Source organism: Pseudomonas sp. D4-21 (genome assembly GCF_051132125.1).
Classification (GTDB): domain Bacteria; phylum Pseudomonadota; class Gammaproteobacteria; order Pseudomonadales; family Pseudomonadaceae; genus Aquipseudomonas.
Map to the genome: position 1 here is coordinate 3,639,016 of NZ_CP071664.1, position 18,897 is coordinate 3,657,912.

Below are 18,897 nucleotides of genomic sequence, written 5' to 3' on the forward strand. Positions count from 1 at the left end.
TGACACTGATCTCAAGTACGCTTGGATCATGTGGCGAGGGAGCTTGCTCCCGCTGGGGTGCGTAGCGCCCCCTCCATTTTTGTGAGCGCTTCGCACTCAAGCGGGAGCAAGCTCCCTCGCCACGGTAATTCCACTTCAATGATCATTGGTTTTTTCCACGGGTCATCCGTTCAAAGATGTCGTTGGTGCGGCTGACGAAACGCTCCCCATCCCGCAATACGAAAAATACCCCGACGCCATGTTCCTGGGCATAGTCCCAACCTCGTTCAGGACCGAGAATCAGCAACAGCGTCGATAGTCCATCGGCCATCATCGCCGAAGGATGAATCACCGTGACGGACGCCAGGTTGTGTAGGACCGGCGCACCAGTACGCGCATCAAAGGTGTGGGAATAACGCTTGCCGCCCTGCTCGAAGTATTTTCGGTAATCACCTGACGTTGAAATCCCGTAGCCGTTGACCTCGATGACCCGCTCCGCCACTTGCCGGTCGTCCCGTGGTTCTTCCAGAGCGATGCGCCAGGGCGAACCATCCGGCTTGCGCCCGATAGCCTTGAGTTCACCGGTGGCTTCGGCCAGGTAGCTGTCGATGCCCAGGGCCTGAAGCCTGGCGGCGATGCGGTCGACGGCGTAACCGGCCGCGATGCTGTTGAAATCGACTTCCACCGCGGCGTCCTTGCACAGTTGGTCGCGCTCAATGCGCAGATGTCTATGACCTACGCGCTGACGAGTTTCAGCCAGGGCCTCGGCGCTCGGCATCTGTTCTTCCCGGGACTGCGGACCGAACCCCCACAGGTTCAATAAAGGCTCAACCGTCAAATCGAAGGCACCTGCGCTTTGCGAGGAGAGTTGCTCGCCCGCTCGGATCAGCTCGAGCACTGGCTCCGGCATCACTCGGCAACTATCAGCAGGCATCGTATTGAAACGCTCGATGTCCGAGTCACTGCGATAGGTGGACAACTGTCTATCTACTTCGGCCAGGATCTTTTCCACCTCGCCCTGCACCACTTTCGGACCGGGGGTAGCGACATGCCTGACGTACTGGATGGAATAGCGGCTGCCCATGGTCGGGCCGTCGAAGCGCTCCAAGGTGTCGCCGTTGCCGCAAGCGGATAACACGCCAGCAAGCATCACACCCCCTATCCATCGTCCAGTTAACAAATCTTCATCTCCCGACAAAACCGCGCCAGCCATTATGGGCTACAGACACGCGCAAAAAACCTGTGGGAGCGAGCTTGCTCGCGGCGGCGGGGGCTCATCGACAATGCGCTACCTGACACACCGCTATTACGAGCAAGCTCGCTCCCACAGGGGCTGCAGCGTTTTCATACATGATTTGCCAAAGTGGGTACTTAACCATGTCTTCCAACACGAGCAACGGCAAGGCGATTTTCCGCGTCGTCAGCGGCAACTTCCTCGAGATGTTCGACTTCATGGTCTACGGCTTCTACGCCACGGCCATCGCCAAGACATTTTTCCCAACAGACAGCGCCTTTGCCTCGCTGATGCTGTCCCTGGCCACGTTCGGCGCGGGATTCCTGATGCGTCCGCTGGGCGCGATTTTCCTCGGCGCCTACATCGACCGCCACGGCCGCCGCAAAGGCCTGATCATCACCCTGGCGATGATGGCCGCCGGCACGGTGCTGATCGCCTGCGTTCCGGGCTACGCCACATTGGGCGTGGCGGCACCGTTACTGGTGTTGCTGGGTCGATTGCTGCAAGGCTTTTCCGCTGGCGTGGAGCTGGGTGGGGTGTCGGTGTACCTGGCGGAAATTTCCACGCCAGGGCGCAAGGGCTTTTTCGTCAGTTGGCAGTCCGCCAGCCAACAGGCCGCGGTGGTGTTCGCCGGTCTGCTGGGGGTCGGTCTCAATCATTGGTTGAGCCCCCAGGAGATGGGCGAATGGGGCTGGCGCGTGCCGTTCCTGGTCGGCTGTCTGATCGTACCGGTCATCTTCGTGATTCGCCGCTCCCTGGAGGAGACGGCTGAATTCCAGGCCAGAAAACACCGCCCTACCTTGTCAGAAATTGTCCGCTCCATCGGTCAGAACTTCGGCATCGTATTGGCAGGCATGGCGTTGGTAGTGATGACCACAGTGTCGTTCTACCTGATCACGGCTTACACACCGACCTTCGGCAAGGCCGAATTGAACCTTTCGGACCTGGACGCGCTATTAGTCACCGTGTGCATCGGCTTGTCGAACTTCTTCTGGCTGCCCGTGATGGGCGCGTTTTCCGACAGGATCGGGCGTAAACCCCTACTGCTCGGTGCGACGATGCTGGCGATCCTGACCGCGTACCCAGCACTGTCCTGGCTGGTGGCGAACCCCAGTTTCAGCCATCTGCTGATCGTCGAGTTGTGGCTATCGTTCCTGTATGGATCCTACAACGGCGCAATGGTCGTGGCCTTGACGGAAATCATGCCAGTCGAGGTGCGTACCACTGGTTTTTCCCTGGCCTATAGCCTCGCCACCGCGACCTTCGGCGGATTTACCCCAGCGGCCTGCACCTACCTGATCCACGTGCTCGGCAACAAGGCTGCACCGGGAATCTGGCTCAGCGGCGCGGCGGTGTTGGGGTTGATTGCGACCTTGGTGCTGTTCAAGGGTAACCGGCATGAGCTGCGGACCGCCCAAGCTTCTGCCGTTAGTGGCGCCTGACAAATCCCAGGCAAAAAAACGCCCCGACAAGTCGGGGCGTTTTCACAAGCAGTTAACGCTTAGCGCGGGAATGCAGGCGGATTCACATCAGCCATGTCTTCCATCACGCGAACCACCTGGCAGCTGTAACCGAACTCGTTGTCGTACCAGACGTAAAGGACAACACGGTTATCCTGGACGATGGTCGCTTCTGCGTCGACGACACCGGCGTGGCGGGAGCCAACGAAGTCGGTGGACACCACTTCCTGCGAGTTGACGAAGTCGATTTGCTTATGCAGATCGGAGTGCAGCGCCATGTAGCGCAGGTAGTCGTTCATCTCTTCGCGAGTCGCGGCTTTCTCAAGGTTCAGGTTGAGAATGGCCATCGACACGTTCGGCGTCGGCACGCGGATCGCGTTACCGGTCAGCTTGCCGGCCAGCTCAGGCAGGGCCTTGGCTGCAGCAGTGGCGGCACCGGTCTCGGTGATGACCATGTTCAGCGCGGCGCTACGACCACGGCGATCGCCCTTGTGGAAGTTGTCGATCAAGTTCTGGTCGTTGGTGTACGAGTGAACGGTTTCGACGTGACCGTTGATGATGCCGAACTTGTCGTTCACGGCCTTGAGCACCGGCACGATGGCGTTGGTGGTGCAGGACGCGGCGGAGACGATCTTGTCGTCAGCGGTGATTTCGTTGTGGTTGATACCGTGAACGATGTTCTTCAGCTTGCCCTTGCCAGGCGCGGTCAGGACAACGCGGTCGATACCCGGGCACGCCAGGTGCTGGCCCAGGCCATCGGCGTCACGCCATACGCCGGTGTTGTCCACCAGCAGCGCGTCCTTGATGCCGTACTGGGTGTAATCCACCTCGGTCGGGTTCTTCGCGTAGATCACCTGGATCAGGTTGCCGTTGGCGGTGATGGTGTTGTTTTCTTCGTCGATGGTAATGGTGCCATTGAACGAACCGTGGACCGAATCGCGACGCAGCAGGCTGGCGCGCTTGGTCAGGTCGTTCTCGGCGCCTTTGCGCACGACGATGGCACGCAGGCGCAGGCCGTCGCCACCACCGGTTTTCTCGATCAGGATGCGCGCCAGCAGACGACCGATACGGCCAAAGCCGTAGAGCACGACGTCAGTGCCTTTGCGCGGCGAAGCGTTCTGTTGACCAACCACATCGGCCATCTCTTCGCGAACGAACTGCTCGGCGCTACGGCCATTGCCTTCGTTACGGAATTTGAACGCCAACTTGCCCAGGTCCACCGAAGCCGCGCCGAGCTTGAGCTCGCTCATGGCCTTGAGCAGGGGGAATGTTTCGTGGACGGAGAGTTCGCTGTCGTCGGAAGAACGGTGGCGAGCAAAGCGGTGGGCCTTGAGGATCGCGATGACAGACTGGTTGATCAGGCTGCGGCCATAGATCGAGCTCACCACATTGTTATTGCGGTAGAGCTGACCGATGAGAGGGATCATCGCTTCTGCGAGTGCTTCACGATCAATCCATTCACCAAGACACTGGTCGGGCTTCTGAGTCACGGTAACCTTCCACATGTAGGGGCTGAAAAAAGGGGCTACATTATGCCGCCGAGTCCTCTGCGGAGCAATGCGCGCCCGTCGCGCCGTGGTTTTGCGTTCTGACAGAGTAGTCCGCGACTGACAGCCGGGCACTTCCCCCGCTACAATTGTCGACTTTGTCGCAACGCTGGAGCTCAACCTTCCGTGCCCGTTCTGCGTCTTCCGCTTCTCCCTGCCGCGGCAGGTAAACAGCACTGGGGCAACCTGCCCGGTGCCGCCCTGAGCCTGGCTATCGCCGAGGCCGCCAGCGCTGCAAAGCGCTTCACCCTGTTGTTGACCGCCGACAGCCAGAGCGCCGAGCGGCTGGAACAGGAGCTGGGTTTCTTCGCCCCGGATTTGCCAGTGCTGCATTTCCCGGATTGGGAAACCCTGCCCTACGACCTTTTTTCGCCGCACCAGGACATCATTTCCCAGCGCATCGCCAGCCTCTACCGGCTGCCGGAGCTCAGTCATGGCGTTTTGGTAGTGCCGATCACCACAGCCCTACATCGCCTCGCACCGACTCAGTTCCTGCTGGGCAGCAGCCTGGTGCTGGACATCGGCCAGAAGCTTGACGTCGAGCAGATGCGCAGCCGGCTCGAGGCCAGTGGCTATCGCTACGTCGATACCGTTTACGAGCACGGTGAGTTCGCGGTCCGTGGCGCCCTGATCGACCTCTTCCCGATGGGCAGCAAATTGCCGTATCGCATCGACCTGTTCGATGACGAAATCGAGACCCTGCGCACTTTCGATCCGGAAAACCAGCGTTCCATCGACAAGGTCCAATCGATCCGCCTGTTGCCCGCCAAGGAATTCCCGCTGCAAAAAGACGCGGTCACCCGGTTCAAAGCGCGTTTTCGCGAGCGTTTCGACGTGGACTTCCGCCGTTGCCCGATCTTCCAGGACCTGAGCAGCGGAATCACGCCGGCCGGCATCGAGTATTACTTGCCGCTGTTCTTCGAAGAAACGTCCACGCTGTTCGATTATCTGCCCCAGGACACCCAGGTGTTTTCCCTTCCGGGCATCGAGCAGGCGGCGGAAAACTTCTGGAACGATGTACGTAATCGCTACGAAGAACGTCGTGTCGATCCGTCTCGCCCTTTGTTGCCGCCTGCCGAGCTGTTCTTGCCGGTGGAAGACTGCTTCGCCCGCCTCAAGAGTTGGCCCCGTGTGGTGGCGAGCCAGCAGGACGTGGAAACCGGCGCCGGGCGTGAACGCTTCCCTGCCAAGCCTTTGCCGGACCTGGCAATTGAAGCCAAGGCCACGCAACCGCTGGCGGCCCTGGCCGGTTTCCTCGACGGTTTCCCTGGCCGTGTGCTGTTTACCGCCGAGTCCGCGGGCCGCCGCGAAGTGTTGCTGGAGCTGCTCGAACGCCTGAAGTTGCGTCCGAAGACCGTCGACAGCTGGCCTGACTTTGTCGCGGGCAAGGATCGCCTGGCGATCACCATCGCACCGCTCAACGACGGCTTGATCCTTGACGATCCGGCCTTGGCCCTGGTGGCTGAAAGCCCATTGTTCGGCCAGCGTGTCATGCAGCGTCGTCGCCGGGAAAAACGCGCCGACGCAGCCAACGACGCAGTCATCAAGAACCTCACGGAACTGCGTGAAGGCGCGCCGGTGGTGCACATCGACCACGGCGTGGGCCGCTACCTGGGCTTGGCGACCCTGGAGATCGAAAACCAGGCCGCCGAGTTCCTGACCCTCGAATACGCCGAGGGCGCGAAACTGTACGTGCCGGTGGCCAACCTGCACCTCATCGCCCGCTACACCGGCAGCGACGACGCCTTGGCCCCGCTCCATCGCCTGGGCTCGGAAACCTGGCAGAAAGCCAAGCGCAAGGCCGCCGAACAGGTCCGCGACGTGGCAGCGGAATTGCTGGATATCTATGCTCGCCGGGCCGCACGCGAGGGTTATGCATTCGCGGACCCGAAAGCCGACTACGAAACCTTCAGCGCCGGCTTCCCCTTCGAAGAAACCGTCGACCAGCAGACCACCATCGAAGCCGTGCGCGCCGACATGCTCGCGCCCAAGCCCATGGACCGGCTGGTGTGTGGCGACGTGGGTTTCGGCAAGACCGAAGTGGCGATGCGTGCTGCGTTCATCGCCGTGCATGGCGGCAAGCAGGTGGCGATCCTGGTGCCGACTACCCTGCTCGCCCAACAGCATTACAACAGTTTCCGCGACCGCTTCGCCGATTGGCCGGTGACCGTGGAAGTGATGAGCCGCTTCAAATCCGCCAAGGAAGTAAACGCCGCCGTGGCCGACCTGGCCGAAGGCAAGATCGACATCGTCATCGGCACGCACAAGCTGCTGCAGGACGATGTGAAGATCAAGAACCTCGGGCTGGTGATCATCGATGAAGAGCACCGTTTTGGCGTACGCCAGAAAGAACAGCTCAAGGCCCTGCGCAGCGAAGTCGACATCCTGACCCTGACCGCCACGCCGATCCCGCGCACATTGAACATGGCCGTTTCAGGCATGCGCGACCTGTCGATCATCGCCACGCCGCCGGCCCGGCGCCTGTCGGTGCGCACATTCGTCATGGAGCAGAACAAGAGCACGGTCAAGGAGGCCTTGCTACGCGAGCTGCTGCGCGGCGGCCAGGTCTATTACCTGCACAACGACGTGAAGACCATCGAGAAGTGCGCCGCCGACCTGGCCGAGTTGGTGCCGGAAGCACGCATCGGCATCGGCCACGGACAAATGCGTGAGCGCGAGCTCGAACAGGTGATGAGCGACTTCTACCACAAACGCTTCAACGTGCTGATCGCCTCGACCATCATCGAGACCGGCATCGACGTGCCAAGCGCCAACACGATTATCATCGAGCGCGCCGACAAATTCGGCCTGGCCCAGTTGCACCAATTGCGTGGCCGGGTCGGACGCAGTCACCACCAGGCCTACGCCTACCTGCTGACACCGCCGCGCCAGCAGATCACCCCGGACGCGGAAAAACGCCTGGAAGCCATTGCCAACACCCAGGACCTGGGCGCCGGCTTCGTACTGGCCACCAATGACCTTGAAATCCGTGGCGCTGGCGAGTTGCTTGGCGATGGCCAGAGCGGGCAGATCCAGGCAGTGGGTTTCACCCTGTACATGGAAATGCTTGAACGGGCGGTCAAGTCGATCCGCAAGGGCGAGCAACCGAACCTCGACCAGCCCCTCGGCGGCGGCCCGGAAATCAACCTGCGGGTGCCAGCGCTGATCCCCGAGGATTACCTGCCGGATGTTCATGCACGCCTGATCCTCTACAAACGCATCGCCTCGGCCACCGACGAGGAAGGCCTGAAGGACCTGCAAGTGGAGATGATCGACCGCTTCGGCCTGCTTCCGGAGCCGACCAAGAACCTGATACGCACAACGCTGCTCAAGCTCAAGGCCGAGCAATTGGGCATCAAGAAAGTCGACGGCGGCCCCAACGGCGGCCGGATCGAGTTCGAGGCGCAGACCCCGGTTGATCCGCTGGTCCTGATCAAGCTGATCCAGGGCCAGCCCAAACGCTACAAATTCGAAGGCGCCACGATGTTCAAGTTCATGGTGCCCATGGAACGCCCGGAAGAGCGCTTCAATACCGTAGAGGCGCTGTTCGAGCGCCTCAATCCGACCACTGCTTGAAGGACGCCCAATGCGCCTGTTTCGCTCCTTGACGTTGTTGATGACGCTGATCGCTCCCCTGGCGGTTGCCGACGACTTGTACCAGGTTGAAATGATTCTGGTCCGCCAGAATGCCGAGCCGGCCATTATCAGCCGCGCCGCGCCGGAGGACTGGGATGCCGGCGCACAACGCCTGGGCGCGGACAGCCAGCGCACGCCGGCGATGGGCAACATCGTCGAGAAACTCAACGCCAGCGGTCAATACACCGTGCTGATGCACAAGGCCTGGCAACAGAACCTGGGCGAACAGGGCAGCAAGATTGCCGTCAGTGATGGCGCCGAGCAGTTCGGCCAGTTTCCCATCGAGGGCACCCTGGAACTGAAACTGGGCCGTTTCACTGACGTAGACGCCGACTTCTGGATCAACCAGATCGACGCCAATGGGCTGGTCACGGCCAGCGAGCGCTTGAAACAACAGAGCCATACCAAGAACGGCCAGCTGAACTTCCTCGATAACGGCCACCTTGGCTTGTTGATCAAGATCACCTCGTTGACTGCGCCTGCGCCTCGGCAGGCACCTGACGTCATTCCAGACTGATCGGCGCGCCCATGCCCTCGCCCCTGAGCAAACCGCTGGCACCTTCCTGGGTCAATCGATTCAAGGAACAAAGCCTGGAGCGTGGGCGCCGATACGCGCTGGAAAACCGCGTGAGGGTCGTCGAGGCCGGCGACAGCACCATCATCGCCAGCTGCGAAGGCTCGGGCGGCAGCGTCTACCGTCAGACCATTCGCCTCAAGGAGTCAGCCAAAGGCACATTGATCCTGCTAGACGCCGCGTGCTCCTGCCCGGTGCGCATCAATTGCAAGCATTGCGCAGCGGTGCTGCTGCAAGTTCAGGAAACCCTGGCCTACCCGGCCGCCGAAAAAGACGCGCAATTGCTGGAAAAGCTCCAGGCAGTGCTGGACAACCGCAGCCCCAAGGCCCCGCCGCAAGTCCTGGTGGAAAACGTGCAGCCGGTGCCACGGCTTTGGCTGGCAAGTGTCGAGTTCAGCGCCTTCGAGCCGCGCAACGGCAAGATGCAGCGTTATATCCAGCACCGCGCCGCCTTGTCCTTCAGTTATCTGGACGAGTACGTCAGCGGCCAGCGCAACACCGACGTACTGATTCGCCAGGAAACCCAGACGCTGCGGATAAAACGCCAGATCGAAGTGGAACAGTCCTACCGCGAGCAGTTGCGAATTCTTGGATTCAAGGTTGCGACCCGACAAAGCAAGGCTCTACCGGAGAGCGCTGGCGAACTGTACGAAATGGTCAACGACAGCGCCTGGCTGACCTTTACCCTCAATGACCTGCCAAAGCTGCGCACCCAGGGTTGGGAATTGCAGATTGATGAAGACTTCGGCTTCGACCTGACGGCGGTGGATGAGTGGTACGCCACGGTCGATGAGACTCCGGAGCGTGACTGGTTCGACCTGGAGCTGGGCATCATCGTCAACGGCGAGCGACTGAGCCTGCTGCCTATCCTGTTGAACCTGATGCGCTCGCATATCGAGCTATTCAACCCGGAACGACTGGCCAGGCGCCGCGATGACGAACTTATCCTGGTTAACTTGCCGCACCGGCCCAACTCGGAATTCGGCCCTCAGCAAGTTGCCCTGCCGTACGGGCGGTTGAAGCCCGTGCTGGCGACCCTCGGCGAGTTCTACCTGCAAGAGCCCGGCACCACCAAACTGCGCCTCAACAGCGCCGATGCCCTGCGCCTGAACCCATTGCAGGACATGCCGCTGCGCTGGGAAGGTGGCGAGCACATACGCAGCCTGGCCCAACGCCTGCGGGACATCAAGGACTACACCGCCACCGCCCCGCAGGGCTTGAACGCCACGCTGCGACCCTACCAGCTCGAAGGTTTGAGCTGGATGCAATCGCTACGACAGCTGGAAGTAGGCGGGATTCTCGCGGACGACATGGGACTGGGCAAAACCCTACAGACCCTGGCACACATTCTCAGCGAAAAAAAACGCTGGGCGCCTGGACCGACCGTGCATGGTGGTGATGCCGACGAGCCTGATTCCCAACTGGCTCGACGAAGCCTCGCATTTCACTCCGCAGCTCAAAGTACTGGCGCTGTACGGTGCCGGGCGCAAGAAACACTTCGAGCGCCTGGCCGATTACGACTTGATCCTGACTACCTATGCGCTGCTTCCCAAGGATGTCGAACGCCTCAAGGCGCAGCCGCTGCATGTACTGATCCTGGATGAAGCCCAGTACATCAAGAACCCCACCAGCAAAGCCGCCCAAGCCGCCCGGGAACTCGATGCCAGGCAACGGTTGTGCCTGTCCGGTACACCACTGGAAAACCACCTTGGTGAACTCTGGTCGCTGTTTCACTTCCTGCTGCCGGGCTGGCTTGGCGACGTCAAAAGCTTCAATCGCGACTACCGCGTACCGATCGAAAAGCGCGGCAGCGACGTACGATTGCAACACCTGAACGGTCGGATAAAACCCTTCTTGCTGCGCCGTACCAAAGAGCAAGTGGCGACGGAGCTGCCACCCAAGACCGAAATCATCCATTGGGTGGAACTCAGCGACGCCCAGCGGGATGTCTACGAGACGATGCGCCTGGCGATGGACAAGAAGGTGCGCGACGAGATCACCCGCAAAGGCGTGGCGCGCAGCCAGATCATCATCCTGGAAGCGCTGCTCAAGCTGCGCCAGGTGTGCTGCGATTTGCGCCTGATCAGTGATGCCACCCTGCCCACCCGCGGCAGCACCTCGGGCAAGCTCGACAGCCTGATGGAAATGCTTGAGGAATTGTTCGAAGAAGGTCGGCGGGTGCTGCTGTTTTCACAGTTCACCTCCATGTTGGCGCTGATTGAAGATGAACTGAAAAAACGCGGCGTGGATTACGCCATCCTCACCGGCCAGACCCGAGACCGACGCACGCCAGTGAAGGAATTCCAAAGCGGCAAGCGTCAGATCTTTCTGATCAGCCTGAAGGCCGGCGGCGTGGGCCTGAACCTGACAGAAGCGGACACGGTGATTCACTACGATCCTTGGTGGAACCCCGCCACCGAAAACCAGGCGACCGACCGCGCCTATCGCATTGGCCAGGAAAAACCGGTGTTCGTGTACAAACTGATTGCCCGCGGCACGGTGGAAGAAAAGATCCAGCTGCTGCAAAAAGAAAAGTCCGACCTGGCGGCCGGCGTGCTGGATGGGCGTGTGGCTGGGGATTGGAAACTGCAGAATGAAGACATCGAGGCGCTATTTGCGCCGCTGCCGGACAAGCTGGAGAAGCGCTGAAACTCCTGATTGTGGGAGCGAGCAGGCTCGCTCCCACAAGATCATTCTCCAATAAACCGGACTTTCTAGCCCGCCATCAACACCCGCGCCAGGGTCGACTTCACTTTACCCATTCCGTCATGCAGGGCCTGCTCGATCTCCGCCATGGTAATCACCGCAGTGGATTTGCCCGCCGCCGGGTTCACCACCAGCGCCAGGCAGGCGTAGTCCAGTTCCAGCTCACGGGCCAGCGCCGCCTCCGGCATGCCCGTCATACCGACGATATCGCAGCCATCGCGCTCCAGGCGTGCGATTTCGGCCACGGTTTCCAGGCGCGGCCCCTGCGTGCAGGCATAGACACCGTGACTGCTATAGCCGCAGCCTTCGGCAGCCAGGGCCGCAATCAATTGCTGGCGCAGCGATTCCGTGTAGGGGTAGCTGAAATCAATGTGGGTCACCGCCTCCAGGTCATCGGCGAAATACGTATGCTGGCGACCGCTGGTGTAATCGATCAACTGGTGGGGCACGCAAAAATGACCGGTGCCCATCGCGGCGTGGATCCCGCCGACGGCGTTGACCGCCAGGACCGCCTCGGCGCCCGCCTGCTTCAGCGCCCAGAGATTGGCGCGATAGTTGACCTGATGCGGCGGGAAACGGTGGGGATGGCCATGGCGTGCCAGAAACAACACCTCACGCCCGGCGTATTCGCCAATCTGCACCTCGGCTGATGGCGCGCCGTAGGGCGTCTCCACCGCCAGGGATTGGCGAATGGTCAGGCCTTCCAGCTGGGTCAGGCCGGTGCCGCCGATAATTGCGTAAACAGTCATCGAAACATCCTTAATCAATCAGTTGAGCGGCTTTCAACGCGCCGATCGCTGTCAACCAGCGCGGATCCTGACGGTACTCGGTACTGGCGAAGGCCTGGCCACGCATACGGGCAATCCGCGCCGACGGCGTGACCTTCAGGCGCTGGGCAGCGCTCAAGGCGAGCTCGGCGGCCGCGCGGTCGTTGCAGACCAGCCCCATGTCGCAGCCCGCGGCCAAGGCAGCCTCAATCCGACTGGCGGCATCGCCGACCACGTGGGCGCCGGCCATCGAAAGATCATCGCTGAAGATCACGCCATCAAACTGCAACTCGCCGCGTAGGACGTCTTGCAGCCAACGACGGGAGAACCCTGCCGGGCTGGCATCCACCTGGGGATAAATGACATGGGCGGGCATGACGGCCGCCAGCTTCTTACTCAGCTTGGTAAACGGTACCAGGTCGCAGGCTCGGATCTGTTCGAGACTGCGTTCGTCAGTAGGAATGGCGACATGGGAGTCTGCCTCGGCCCAGCCATGCCCCGGAAAATGCTTGCCTGTGGCCGCCATTCCCGCGGCGTTCATGCCACGGATAAACGCACCTGCCAGCAGTGTGGCGCGCTCGGGGTCGCCTTCGAAGGCACGACTTCCTACCACCGCGCTGCGTTGGTAATCGAGGTCCAGCACGGGGGCGAAGCTCAAATCGAGGCCGACCGCCAGCACTTCGGTGGCCATGATCCAGCCGCACTGCTCGGCCAAGTACTCGGCGTTCGGGTTATCGGCTATGGCCCGCATCGCCGGCAGACGCACGAAGCCTTGGCGCAGGCGTTGCACCCGGCCGCCCTCCTGGTCGACAGCCAACAACAGATCGGGGCGAATGGCCCGGATCGAGGCGCTCAGCTCGCGCACCTGGCGGGGATGCTCGATATTGCGGGCAAAAATGATCAATCCACCCACTTCGGGCTGACGCAACAGATGGCGATCTTCAGCCGTCAGCCAGGTTCCGGCGACGTCCACCATCAACGAGCCTTGAAGGGCACCAGTCATAACAGTTCCTTTTAATAACGAGGGACGCGCGCGATGCTGCATCCGCCACGGCACCGCCAGGCTGAAGGGCCGGCAGACCGCGCGGGCGAAGAATATTGAGACGAATTCAAAAGGAGAATCGGCATGGGCGGCTAGCTTAGCGGATGTAGCCATCCGCGCCCACCCGTGTGCCTATGCCTTGGCGAGCGCCGGCGTCGATTTGCTGCGCGGACGCAGCTGCGCGGCCGCCATTGCTTCATCGGTGACGCCGCTTTCGGCGCGCATGCCCGCTGCCAGGAACGGCACCATCAGGCGCATCACCTGCTCGATCGACGAATTCACGCCGAAGTCGGTCTCGGCGATAGCCCGCAGCGCCTTGATGCCCGACATGCTGAATGCCGCGGCACCGAGCATGAAATGCACGCGCCAGAACAATTCGATAGGTGGTATGCGCGGCGCGGCTTCGTTGACCAGCAGCATGTAGCGACGGAACACCTTGCCGTACATGTCTTCTAGATAGCGCCGCAAGTGCCCTTGGCTCTGGCTGAATGCCAGGCCCAGCAGACGCATGAATATGGAGAGGTCGTTACCGCTGCGTGGCTGGACCACGAGGGCTTGTTCGACCAGGATCTCGAGCAGCTCTTCCAGAGTGGGCTTGACGTCAGGCTTGGCCTGGCGACGCTCCAGCTCGCGATCGAGGCTGATACAGAACGGCCCTAGGAAGCGCGAAAATACCGCTTGGATCAGGGCTTTTTTCGAGCCGAAGTGGTAGTTCACCGCCGCCAGGTTCACCCCGGCCTTGCTGGTAATCAGACGCAAAGAGGTTTCGGCGAAACCTTTTTCCGCGAACAATTGCTCGGCAGCATCGAGAATGCGTTCAACGGTTTCCGACTGGGCCATGGCTACTCCGCCTGACAAACACTTGTTTGAAACATACGTTTCAGCCTGGGGCTTGTCAAGCCTGCCGGGGCATTTTGCGAACGTCCGGTCAGGTATTTAACCACACCTTTGGCGAGCTGTAGCACAGTCCCTGCCAGCGGTTCCATCAACCGTCTGGCAGCCTGGCGAAAAAGGAGGATTGCCAACTGACTCGTACTGTATATAATCCCAGTCACTGTATAAAAAGACAGAGCGATCGATATGCTAAAGCTGACGCCACGCCAAGCAGAGATTCTGGCCTTCATCAAACGCTGCCTAGAAGACAACGGCTATCCGCCGACCCGTGCGGAAATCGCTCAGGAACTGGGTTTCAAATCCCCCAACGCGGCTGAAGAGCACCTCAAGGCGCTGGCCCGCAAGGGTGCAATAGAAATGACGCCCGGAGCATCCCGGGGGATTCGCATCCCCGGCTTCGAAGCCAAGGCCGACGACACCACCCTGCCTATCATCGGGCGCGTGGCCGCCGGCGCGCCTATCCTCGCCCAGCAGCACGTCGAGGAGTCTTGCAACATCAATCCTTCATTCTTTCACCCGAGGGCCGATTATCTTCTGCGCGTGCACGGTATGAGTATGAAGGACATCGGTATCTTCGATGGCGATCTCCTGGCTGTCCACACCACCCGTGAAGCCCGTAACGGCCAGGTCGTGGTGGCGCGGATCGGCGATGAAGTCACCGTCAAGCGCTTCAAGCGCGAGGGCAGCAAGGTCTGGTTGATCGCCGAGAACCCGGAATTCGCCCCCATCGAAGTGGACCTGAAAGACCAGGACCTGGTTATCGAAGGCTTGAGCGTTGGCGTCATTCGCCGCTAAAGGAGGCTTTATGCAATTTCCTCTTACACCACAGCACACACAACTTCCGCTGTTCGAGGCATTCATGGCCCAACCGCTGGTTCCAGTCCTGAACGAGGTCATCGAGTCGCCCTGGAGCGTCGAACCCGAAGCCTTCAGCGAGCTGTCGTTGCGTGGTGCGGCGGGAAATTGCCTGAACCTGCTAGCGCCGATCCTGAGAGAACTGAGCCAGGACCAGGACGCTCGCTGGCTAACGCTGATCGCACCACCGGCCAGCGTAACGCAGGCCTGGTTGCGAGACGCTGGTCTCAATCGCGAGCGAATCCTGCTATTGCAGCCGCGCGGCAGCCAGAGCGCCCAGCAGTTGACCTGCGAAGCGTTGCGCCTGGGGCGCAGTCATACGGTGGTCAGCTGGCTCAATCCCTTGACCGCGACCGCGCGTCAGCAATTGATCAGCGCCGCGCGCACCGGCGATGCACAAAGCCTGAATATTCGATTGGGATAAACGCAGGGCTTCTCCAGGACAGAGAAGCCAGACCAGTCACATTACTTCAAAAGCCGACAAACGGGGATCAATGTAGAACCCGCGGCCCCTCTTCCTTGTTGAATTCGCCTTCAACCAGGCGACCTGCCATCTGGACACCCACGCTGAGCATCGCCTTGGCGACCTCGACATGTTGGCCCTGAAGAAACACCTTGGCATCCTCGGAGAAGTTCAGGGTAACCAGCGAACCCTCGTCTTCAGCCCGGCGCAGCTCAATGCGACCATCAGGAAGTTCGACAATTTCTAGAAAGGACGTAGGCATAAAAGTCTGTTCTCCACGAAAGGCGGGGATTATATAGTCATCGGCCAAGCTTCGCTCAGGATCTTGACCAAGCGTTACCGACGGCCATCACGTCAGCATTCGTTCAAGCCGTCACGGAACCGAATCGCCAGGCTTTTGAGATTCTGACGCCAGCTCTCCAACTCTTCCCGACTCAGCTCTGGCTCTGGTTCCTGCTCGTCAAGATTGACCGCGACAATCAACGGCTGGGTAACATCACCCTTCGGTTTACGCGGGGCCCGTGGCGGCTGGAATAACGCGGCATGAGCCTCCAGCAACTTGGCCAGCCAGGTCTCGCGGTTCTGCGCCAACTCGACCATTTCCGCCAGCTCGGGAATCGCAAGGCTGTCCAGTACTTCTGGCATCAGCATCAGTTCGGCCCGTGACGCATTCGCCTGGGGCAAGCGATAGAACCCGGCAATTTCGTGGCAAAGACCCAGCAAGGCGCCGTACAAATGAAACAGCACGGATTCACGCCCAGCCTGGACCAGCGCGGGAGCATTCATGGCGCGCCCATCCTCTGCCCTGGCAAGCGCTTCGAGCGACAGGCCGGCAAAATAAATCTTCTGATTGGTACGGGTGTAGAGTTCGTGGGCCATGGCGGCATTCTCCCCAACGAAATAAAAGCGTCACGCAGGTGCGACAGTGTCGTGGATCAACCGAAGCTACTGCAAGCCAAAAACTGAAAGGCCGCATGAAAACCCAAGGGTTGTCATGCGGCCTTTTGCTTACGCGGCGTTTAGAACAACGACTGAATCGCCCAGCGGGAGCAAGCTCCCTCGCCACGAGGATCGCGCAGATTCAAATCCTTTCGCCATCAATCAGCGCTTGTCTTCAACGGTCCACTTGCCACCGTCGTAGAACGCTTTCCAACCGGTAGGCTTGCCGTCAACCTCGGTCTGCACGTATTGCTCCTTGGTCTTGCGGCTGTAGCGGATCACCGCTGGGCGGCCATCCGGATCCTTCTGCGGCGCGTCGCAGAGGAAATGGTACTTCGGATCGATCTCATCCTTGTGCGGCAAGATCTCGATCACCAGCGGCGCCCGAGTCTCGCGATTTTTCGGAAACTGGCTGGCTGCCAGGAACAGGCCGGATGCACCATCACGAAGGATGTAGGTGTCGTTTACCTTCTCGCACTTGAGCTCGGGCATCTTCACCGGATCCATCTTCGGCGGCGCCGCGTCACCGCTCTTGAGCAGCTTGCGGGTGTTCTTGCAGGTCGGATTGGTGCAACCGAAGAACTTGCCGAAACGGCCGGTTTTCAGCTGCATTTCGCTGCCACACTTGTCGCATTCCAGGCTCGGACCTTCGTAGCCCTTGATGCGATAGGTGCCCTCTTCGATCTCGTAGCCGGCACAATCAGGATTGTTACCGCAGATGTGCAGCTTGCGCTTTTCATCCAGCAGGTAAGCATCCATCGCTGTGCTGCAGATAGGGCAACGGTGTTTGCCGCGCAGCACCAGGGACTCCGACTCACCTTCGTCGTCCGCGGCGATTTCGTCGCCTGGCACCAGGTTGACCGTCGCCTTGCAGCGCTCCTTCGGCGGCAGGCTGTAGCCCGAGCAACCCAGGAATACACCGGTCGACGCGGTACGGATCTGCATCGGACGCCCGCAGGTCTGGCATGGAATATCGGTCATGACCGGCTGGTTCGCCCGCATGCCGCTTTCCGGACTTTCGGCCACTTCCAGTTTTTTCTTGAAGTCGCCGTAGAACTCGTCGAGTACGTTTTTCCAGTCCCGCTCACCCTGGGCCACGTCGTCCAGGTTCTCTTCCATGCCAGCGGTGAAGCCGTAGTCCATCAGGTTCGAGAAACTCTCGGACAAGCGCTCGGTGACGATGTCCCCCATCTTTTCCGAATAGAAGCGACGGTTGTGCAGCGTCACGTAGCCGCGATCCTGGATGGTGGAAATGATCGCCGCATAGGTCGAAGGACGACCGATGCCACGCTTTTCCATCTCCTTGACCAGGCTGGCCTCGGAATACCGTGCCGGCGGCTTGGTGAAGTGCTGGGTCGGATCCAGCTTGATCAGCTTCATCACGTCGCCCTGGGCCATGTCCGGCAGGACGTCATCGTCCCCCGGCTTGGTGATCTGCGGCATGACGCGGGTATAGCCGTCGAACTTCAGGATACGGCCCTTGGCGCGCAGCTCGAAATCGCCAGCACCGACGCTGACCGTGGTCGACAGGTATTGCGCAGGTAGCATCTGGCATGCCAGGAACTGGCGCCAGATCAGCTCGTAGAGACGCTCGGCGTCGCGTTCCATGCCCGACAGCTTGCTTGGCTCGGTATTGGCGTCGGAAGGACGAATCGCTTCGTGAGCCTCCTGGGCGCCTTCCTTGCTGCTGTACACGTTCGGCGTATCCGGCAGGTACTTCTTGCCAAACTCGCTTTCTATATAAGTACGCGCCATCGCCACGGCATCGGCCGAGAGATTGGTCGAGTCGGTACGCATGTACGTGATGTAGCCCGCTTCGTACAGACGCTGGGCCATCATCATGGTCTTCTTCACACCGAAGCCCAGGCGGTTGCTCGCCGCCTGCTGCAAGGTGGACGTAATGAAGGGCGCCGACGGCTTGCTGCTGGTGGGCTTGTCTTCGCGCTTGACGATGCTGTAGCTGGAAGCCTTGAGCTTCTCCAGCGCTGCCATGGCCTGGGCTTCATTGAGCGGCTTGAAGGCTTCGCCTTTCTCGCGAGCCACTTCGAAACGCACGGTAGCGCCCTTGGCGGTACCGAGATCAGCATGGACTTCCCAATATTCTTCGGGATTGAACGCACGGATTTCCCGCTCGCGCTCCACCACCAGCTTTACCGCCACCGACTGCACACGACCGGCCGACAGGCCACGGGCGATCTTGGCCCACAACAATGGCGAGACCATGTAGCCCACGACGCGGTCAAGGAAGCGACGCGCCTGTTGGGCATTGACCCGGTCGATGTCCAGCTCGCCCGGCTGGGAGAAGGCTTCCTGGATAGCCTTCTTGGTGATCTCGTTGAACACCACGCGCTTGTAGCGGCTGTCATCCCCACCGATGGCTTCGCGCAGGTGCCAGGCGATGGCTTCCCCTTCGCGGTCCAAGTCCGTCGCGAGATAAATGGTGTCGGCGTCCTTGGCGAGCCGACGCAGTTCTTCGATGACCTTTTCCTTGCCCGGAAGGATCTCGTACTTGGCTTTCCAGCCGTGCTCCGGATCGACTCCCATGCGTGAGACCAGCTGCTTGCGCGCCTTGTCTTTCGGCGACAGCGCCGGCGCTTCACCAGCGGCCGCCTTGCCGCGCTTGGCGGCTGGCTCCTTGCTGGCGCTAGCCGAACCGCTGGTGGGCAGGTCTCGGATATGGCCGATACTCGACTTCACCACGTATTGGTTGCCCAGATACTTGTTGATGGTCTTGGCCTTAGCCGGGGATTCCACAATGACCAGCGATTTGCCCATGGATCAGAAAATTCCTGAATTCTAAA

General features: G+C 60.6%; 13 protein-coding genes and 1 pseudogene. 6 read left to right on the forward strand and 8 right to left on the reverse strand.

Annotated elements, in window-relative coordinates; translation table 11 throughout:
* Positions 1 to 142 precede the first annotated feature (142 nt).
* Entirely contained in the window at positions 143 to 1,129 is a 987-nt protein-coding gene (locus J3Q04_RS16250) for an FAD:protein FMN transferase (protein WP_434611548.1), read from the reverse strand.
* 227 nt (positions 1,130 to 1,356) lie between these two features.
* Here J3Q04_RS16250 and J3Q04_RS16255 point away from each other — a divergent pair, with 227 nt between their 5' ends.
* Complete coding sequence (locus tag J3Q04_RS16255) at positions 1,357 to 2,655, forward strand: MFS transporter (RefSeq protein ID WP_434610584.1); 1,299 nt, start codon at positions 1,357 to 1,359, stop codon at positions 2,653 to 2,655.
* Between the two features lie 59 nt (positions 2,656 to 2,714).
* Here the strand turns inward: J3Q04_RS16255 and J3Q04_RS16260 are convergent, their stop codons facing one another.
* Positions 2,715 to 4,178 (reverse strand): glyceraldehyde-3-phosphate dehydrogenase, encoded by a 1,464-nt coding sequence (locus tag J3Q04_RS16260; protein WP_420764673.1) that lies wholly within the window; start codon positions 4,176 to 4,178, stop codon positions 2,715 to 2,717.
* Between the two features lie 168 nt (positions 4,179 to 4,346).
* Between J3Q04_RS16260 and mfd the strand changes: the two genes are divergently transcribed.
* From mfd to J3Q04_RS16275, 3 genes and pseudogenes are all read left to right on the forward strand, one after another.
* Entirely contained in the window at positions 4,347 to 7,796 is a 3,450-nt protein-coding gene (gene mfd, locus J3Q04_RS16265) for a transcription-repair coupling factor (RefSeq protein WP_434610582.1), read from the forward strand.
* 10 nt (positions 7,797 to 7,806) lie between these two features.
* Positions 7,807 to 8,373, forward strand: a complete 567-nt coding sequence (locus tag J3Q04_RS16270; RefSeq protein ID WP_420764675.1) for a CsiV family protein — start codon at positions 7,807 to 7,809, stop codon at positions 8,371 to 8,373.
* Between the two features lie 11 nt (positions 8,374 to 8,384).
* A pseudogene (locus J3Q04_RS16275) lies at positions 8,385 to 11,079 on the forward strand (DEAD/DEAH box helicase).
* Between the two features lie 65 nt (positions 11,080 to 11,144).
* Here J3Q04_RS16275 and J3Q04_RS16280 read toward each other — a convergent pair.
* The 3 genes from J3Q04_RS16280 to J3Q04_RS16290 all read right to left on the reverse strand — a co-directional run bounded on the left by J3Q04_RS16280 (position 11,145) and on the right by J3Q04_RS16290 (position 13,785).
* Complete coding sequence (locus J3Q04_RS16280; RefSeq protein ID WP_420764677.1) at positions 11,145 to 11,885, reverse strand: S-methyl-5'-thioinosine phosphorylase; 741 nt, start codon at positions 11,883 to 11,885, stop codon at positions 11,145 to 11,147.
* A 10-nt stretch (positions 11,886 to 11,895) separates the two neighbouring features.
* Positions 11,896 to 12,906 carry a beta-N-acetylhexosaminidase gene (nagZ, locus tag J3Q04_RS16285; protein WP_434610577.1) on the reverse strand — a complete coding sequence of 337 codons (1,011 nt, stop codon included), beginning with the start codon at positions 12,904 to 12,906 and terminating at the stop codon, positions 11,896 to 11,898.
* 171 nt (positions 12,907 to 13,077) lie between these two features.
* On the reverse strand, positions 13,078 to 13,785 hold the full coding sequence (locus J3Q04_RS16290) for a TetR family transcriptional regulator (protein ID WP_434610574.1): 708 nt from the start codon (positions 13,783 to 13,785) through the stop codon (positions 13,078 to 13,080).
* A 240-nt stretch (positions 13,786 to 14,025) separates the two neighbouring features.
* On the opposite strand from J3Q04_RS16290, the gene lexA reads away from it, so the two are divergent.
* Positions 14,026 to 14,634 carry a transcriptional repressor LexA gene (lexA, locus tag J3Q04_RS16295; RefSeq protein WP_420764680.1) on the forward strand — a complete coding sequence of 203 codons (609 nt, stop codon included), beginning with the start codon at positions 14,026 to 14,028 and terminating at the stop codon, positions 14,632 to 14,634.
* 10 nt (positions 14,635 to 14,644) lie between these two features.
* Entirely contained in the window at positions 14,645 to 15,118 is a 474-nt protein-coding gene (sulA, locus tag J3Q04_RS16300; protein WP_434610571.1) for an SOS-induced cell division inhibitor SulA, read from the forward strand.
* A 67-nt stretch (positions 15,119 to 15,185) separates the two neighbouring features.
* On the opposite strand, the gene J3Q04_RS16305 is transcribed toward sulA, so the two are convergent.
* The 3 genes from J3Q04_RS16305 to topA form a co-directional block, all read right to left on the reverse strand.
* Positions 15,186 to 15,419 (reverse strand): hypothetical protein, encoded by a 234-nt coding sequence (locus tag J3Q04_RS16305; RefSeq protein WP_003183419.1) that lies wholly within the window; start codon positions 15,417 to 15,419, stop codon positions 15,186 to 15,188.
* Between the two features lie 92 nt (positions 15,420 to 15,511).
* Positions 15,512 to 16,036 (reverse strand): DUF6586 family protein, encoded by a 525-nt coding sequence (locus J3Q04_RS16310; RefSeq protein WP_434563276.1) that lies wholly within the window; start codon positions 16,034 to 16,036, stop codon positions 15,512 to 15,514.
* Between the two features lie 222 nt (positions 16,037 to 16,258).
* Positions 16,259 to 18,871 carry a type I DNA topoisomerase gene (topA, locus tag J3Q04_RS16315; protein WP_420764683.1) on the reverse strand — a complete coding sequence of 871 codons (2,613 nt, stop codon included), beginning with the start codon at positions 18,869 to 18,871 and terminating at the stop codon, positions 16,259 to 16,261.
* Positions 18,872 to 18,897: the final 26 nt, after the last annotated feature.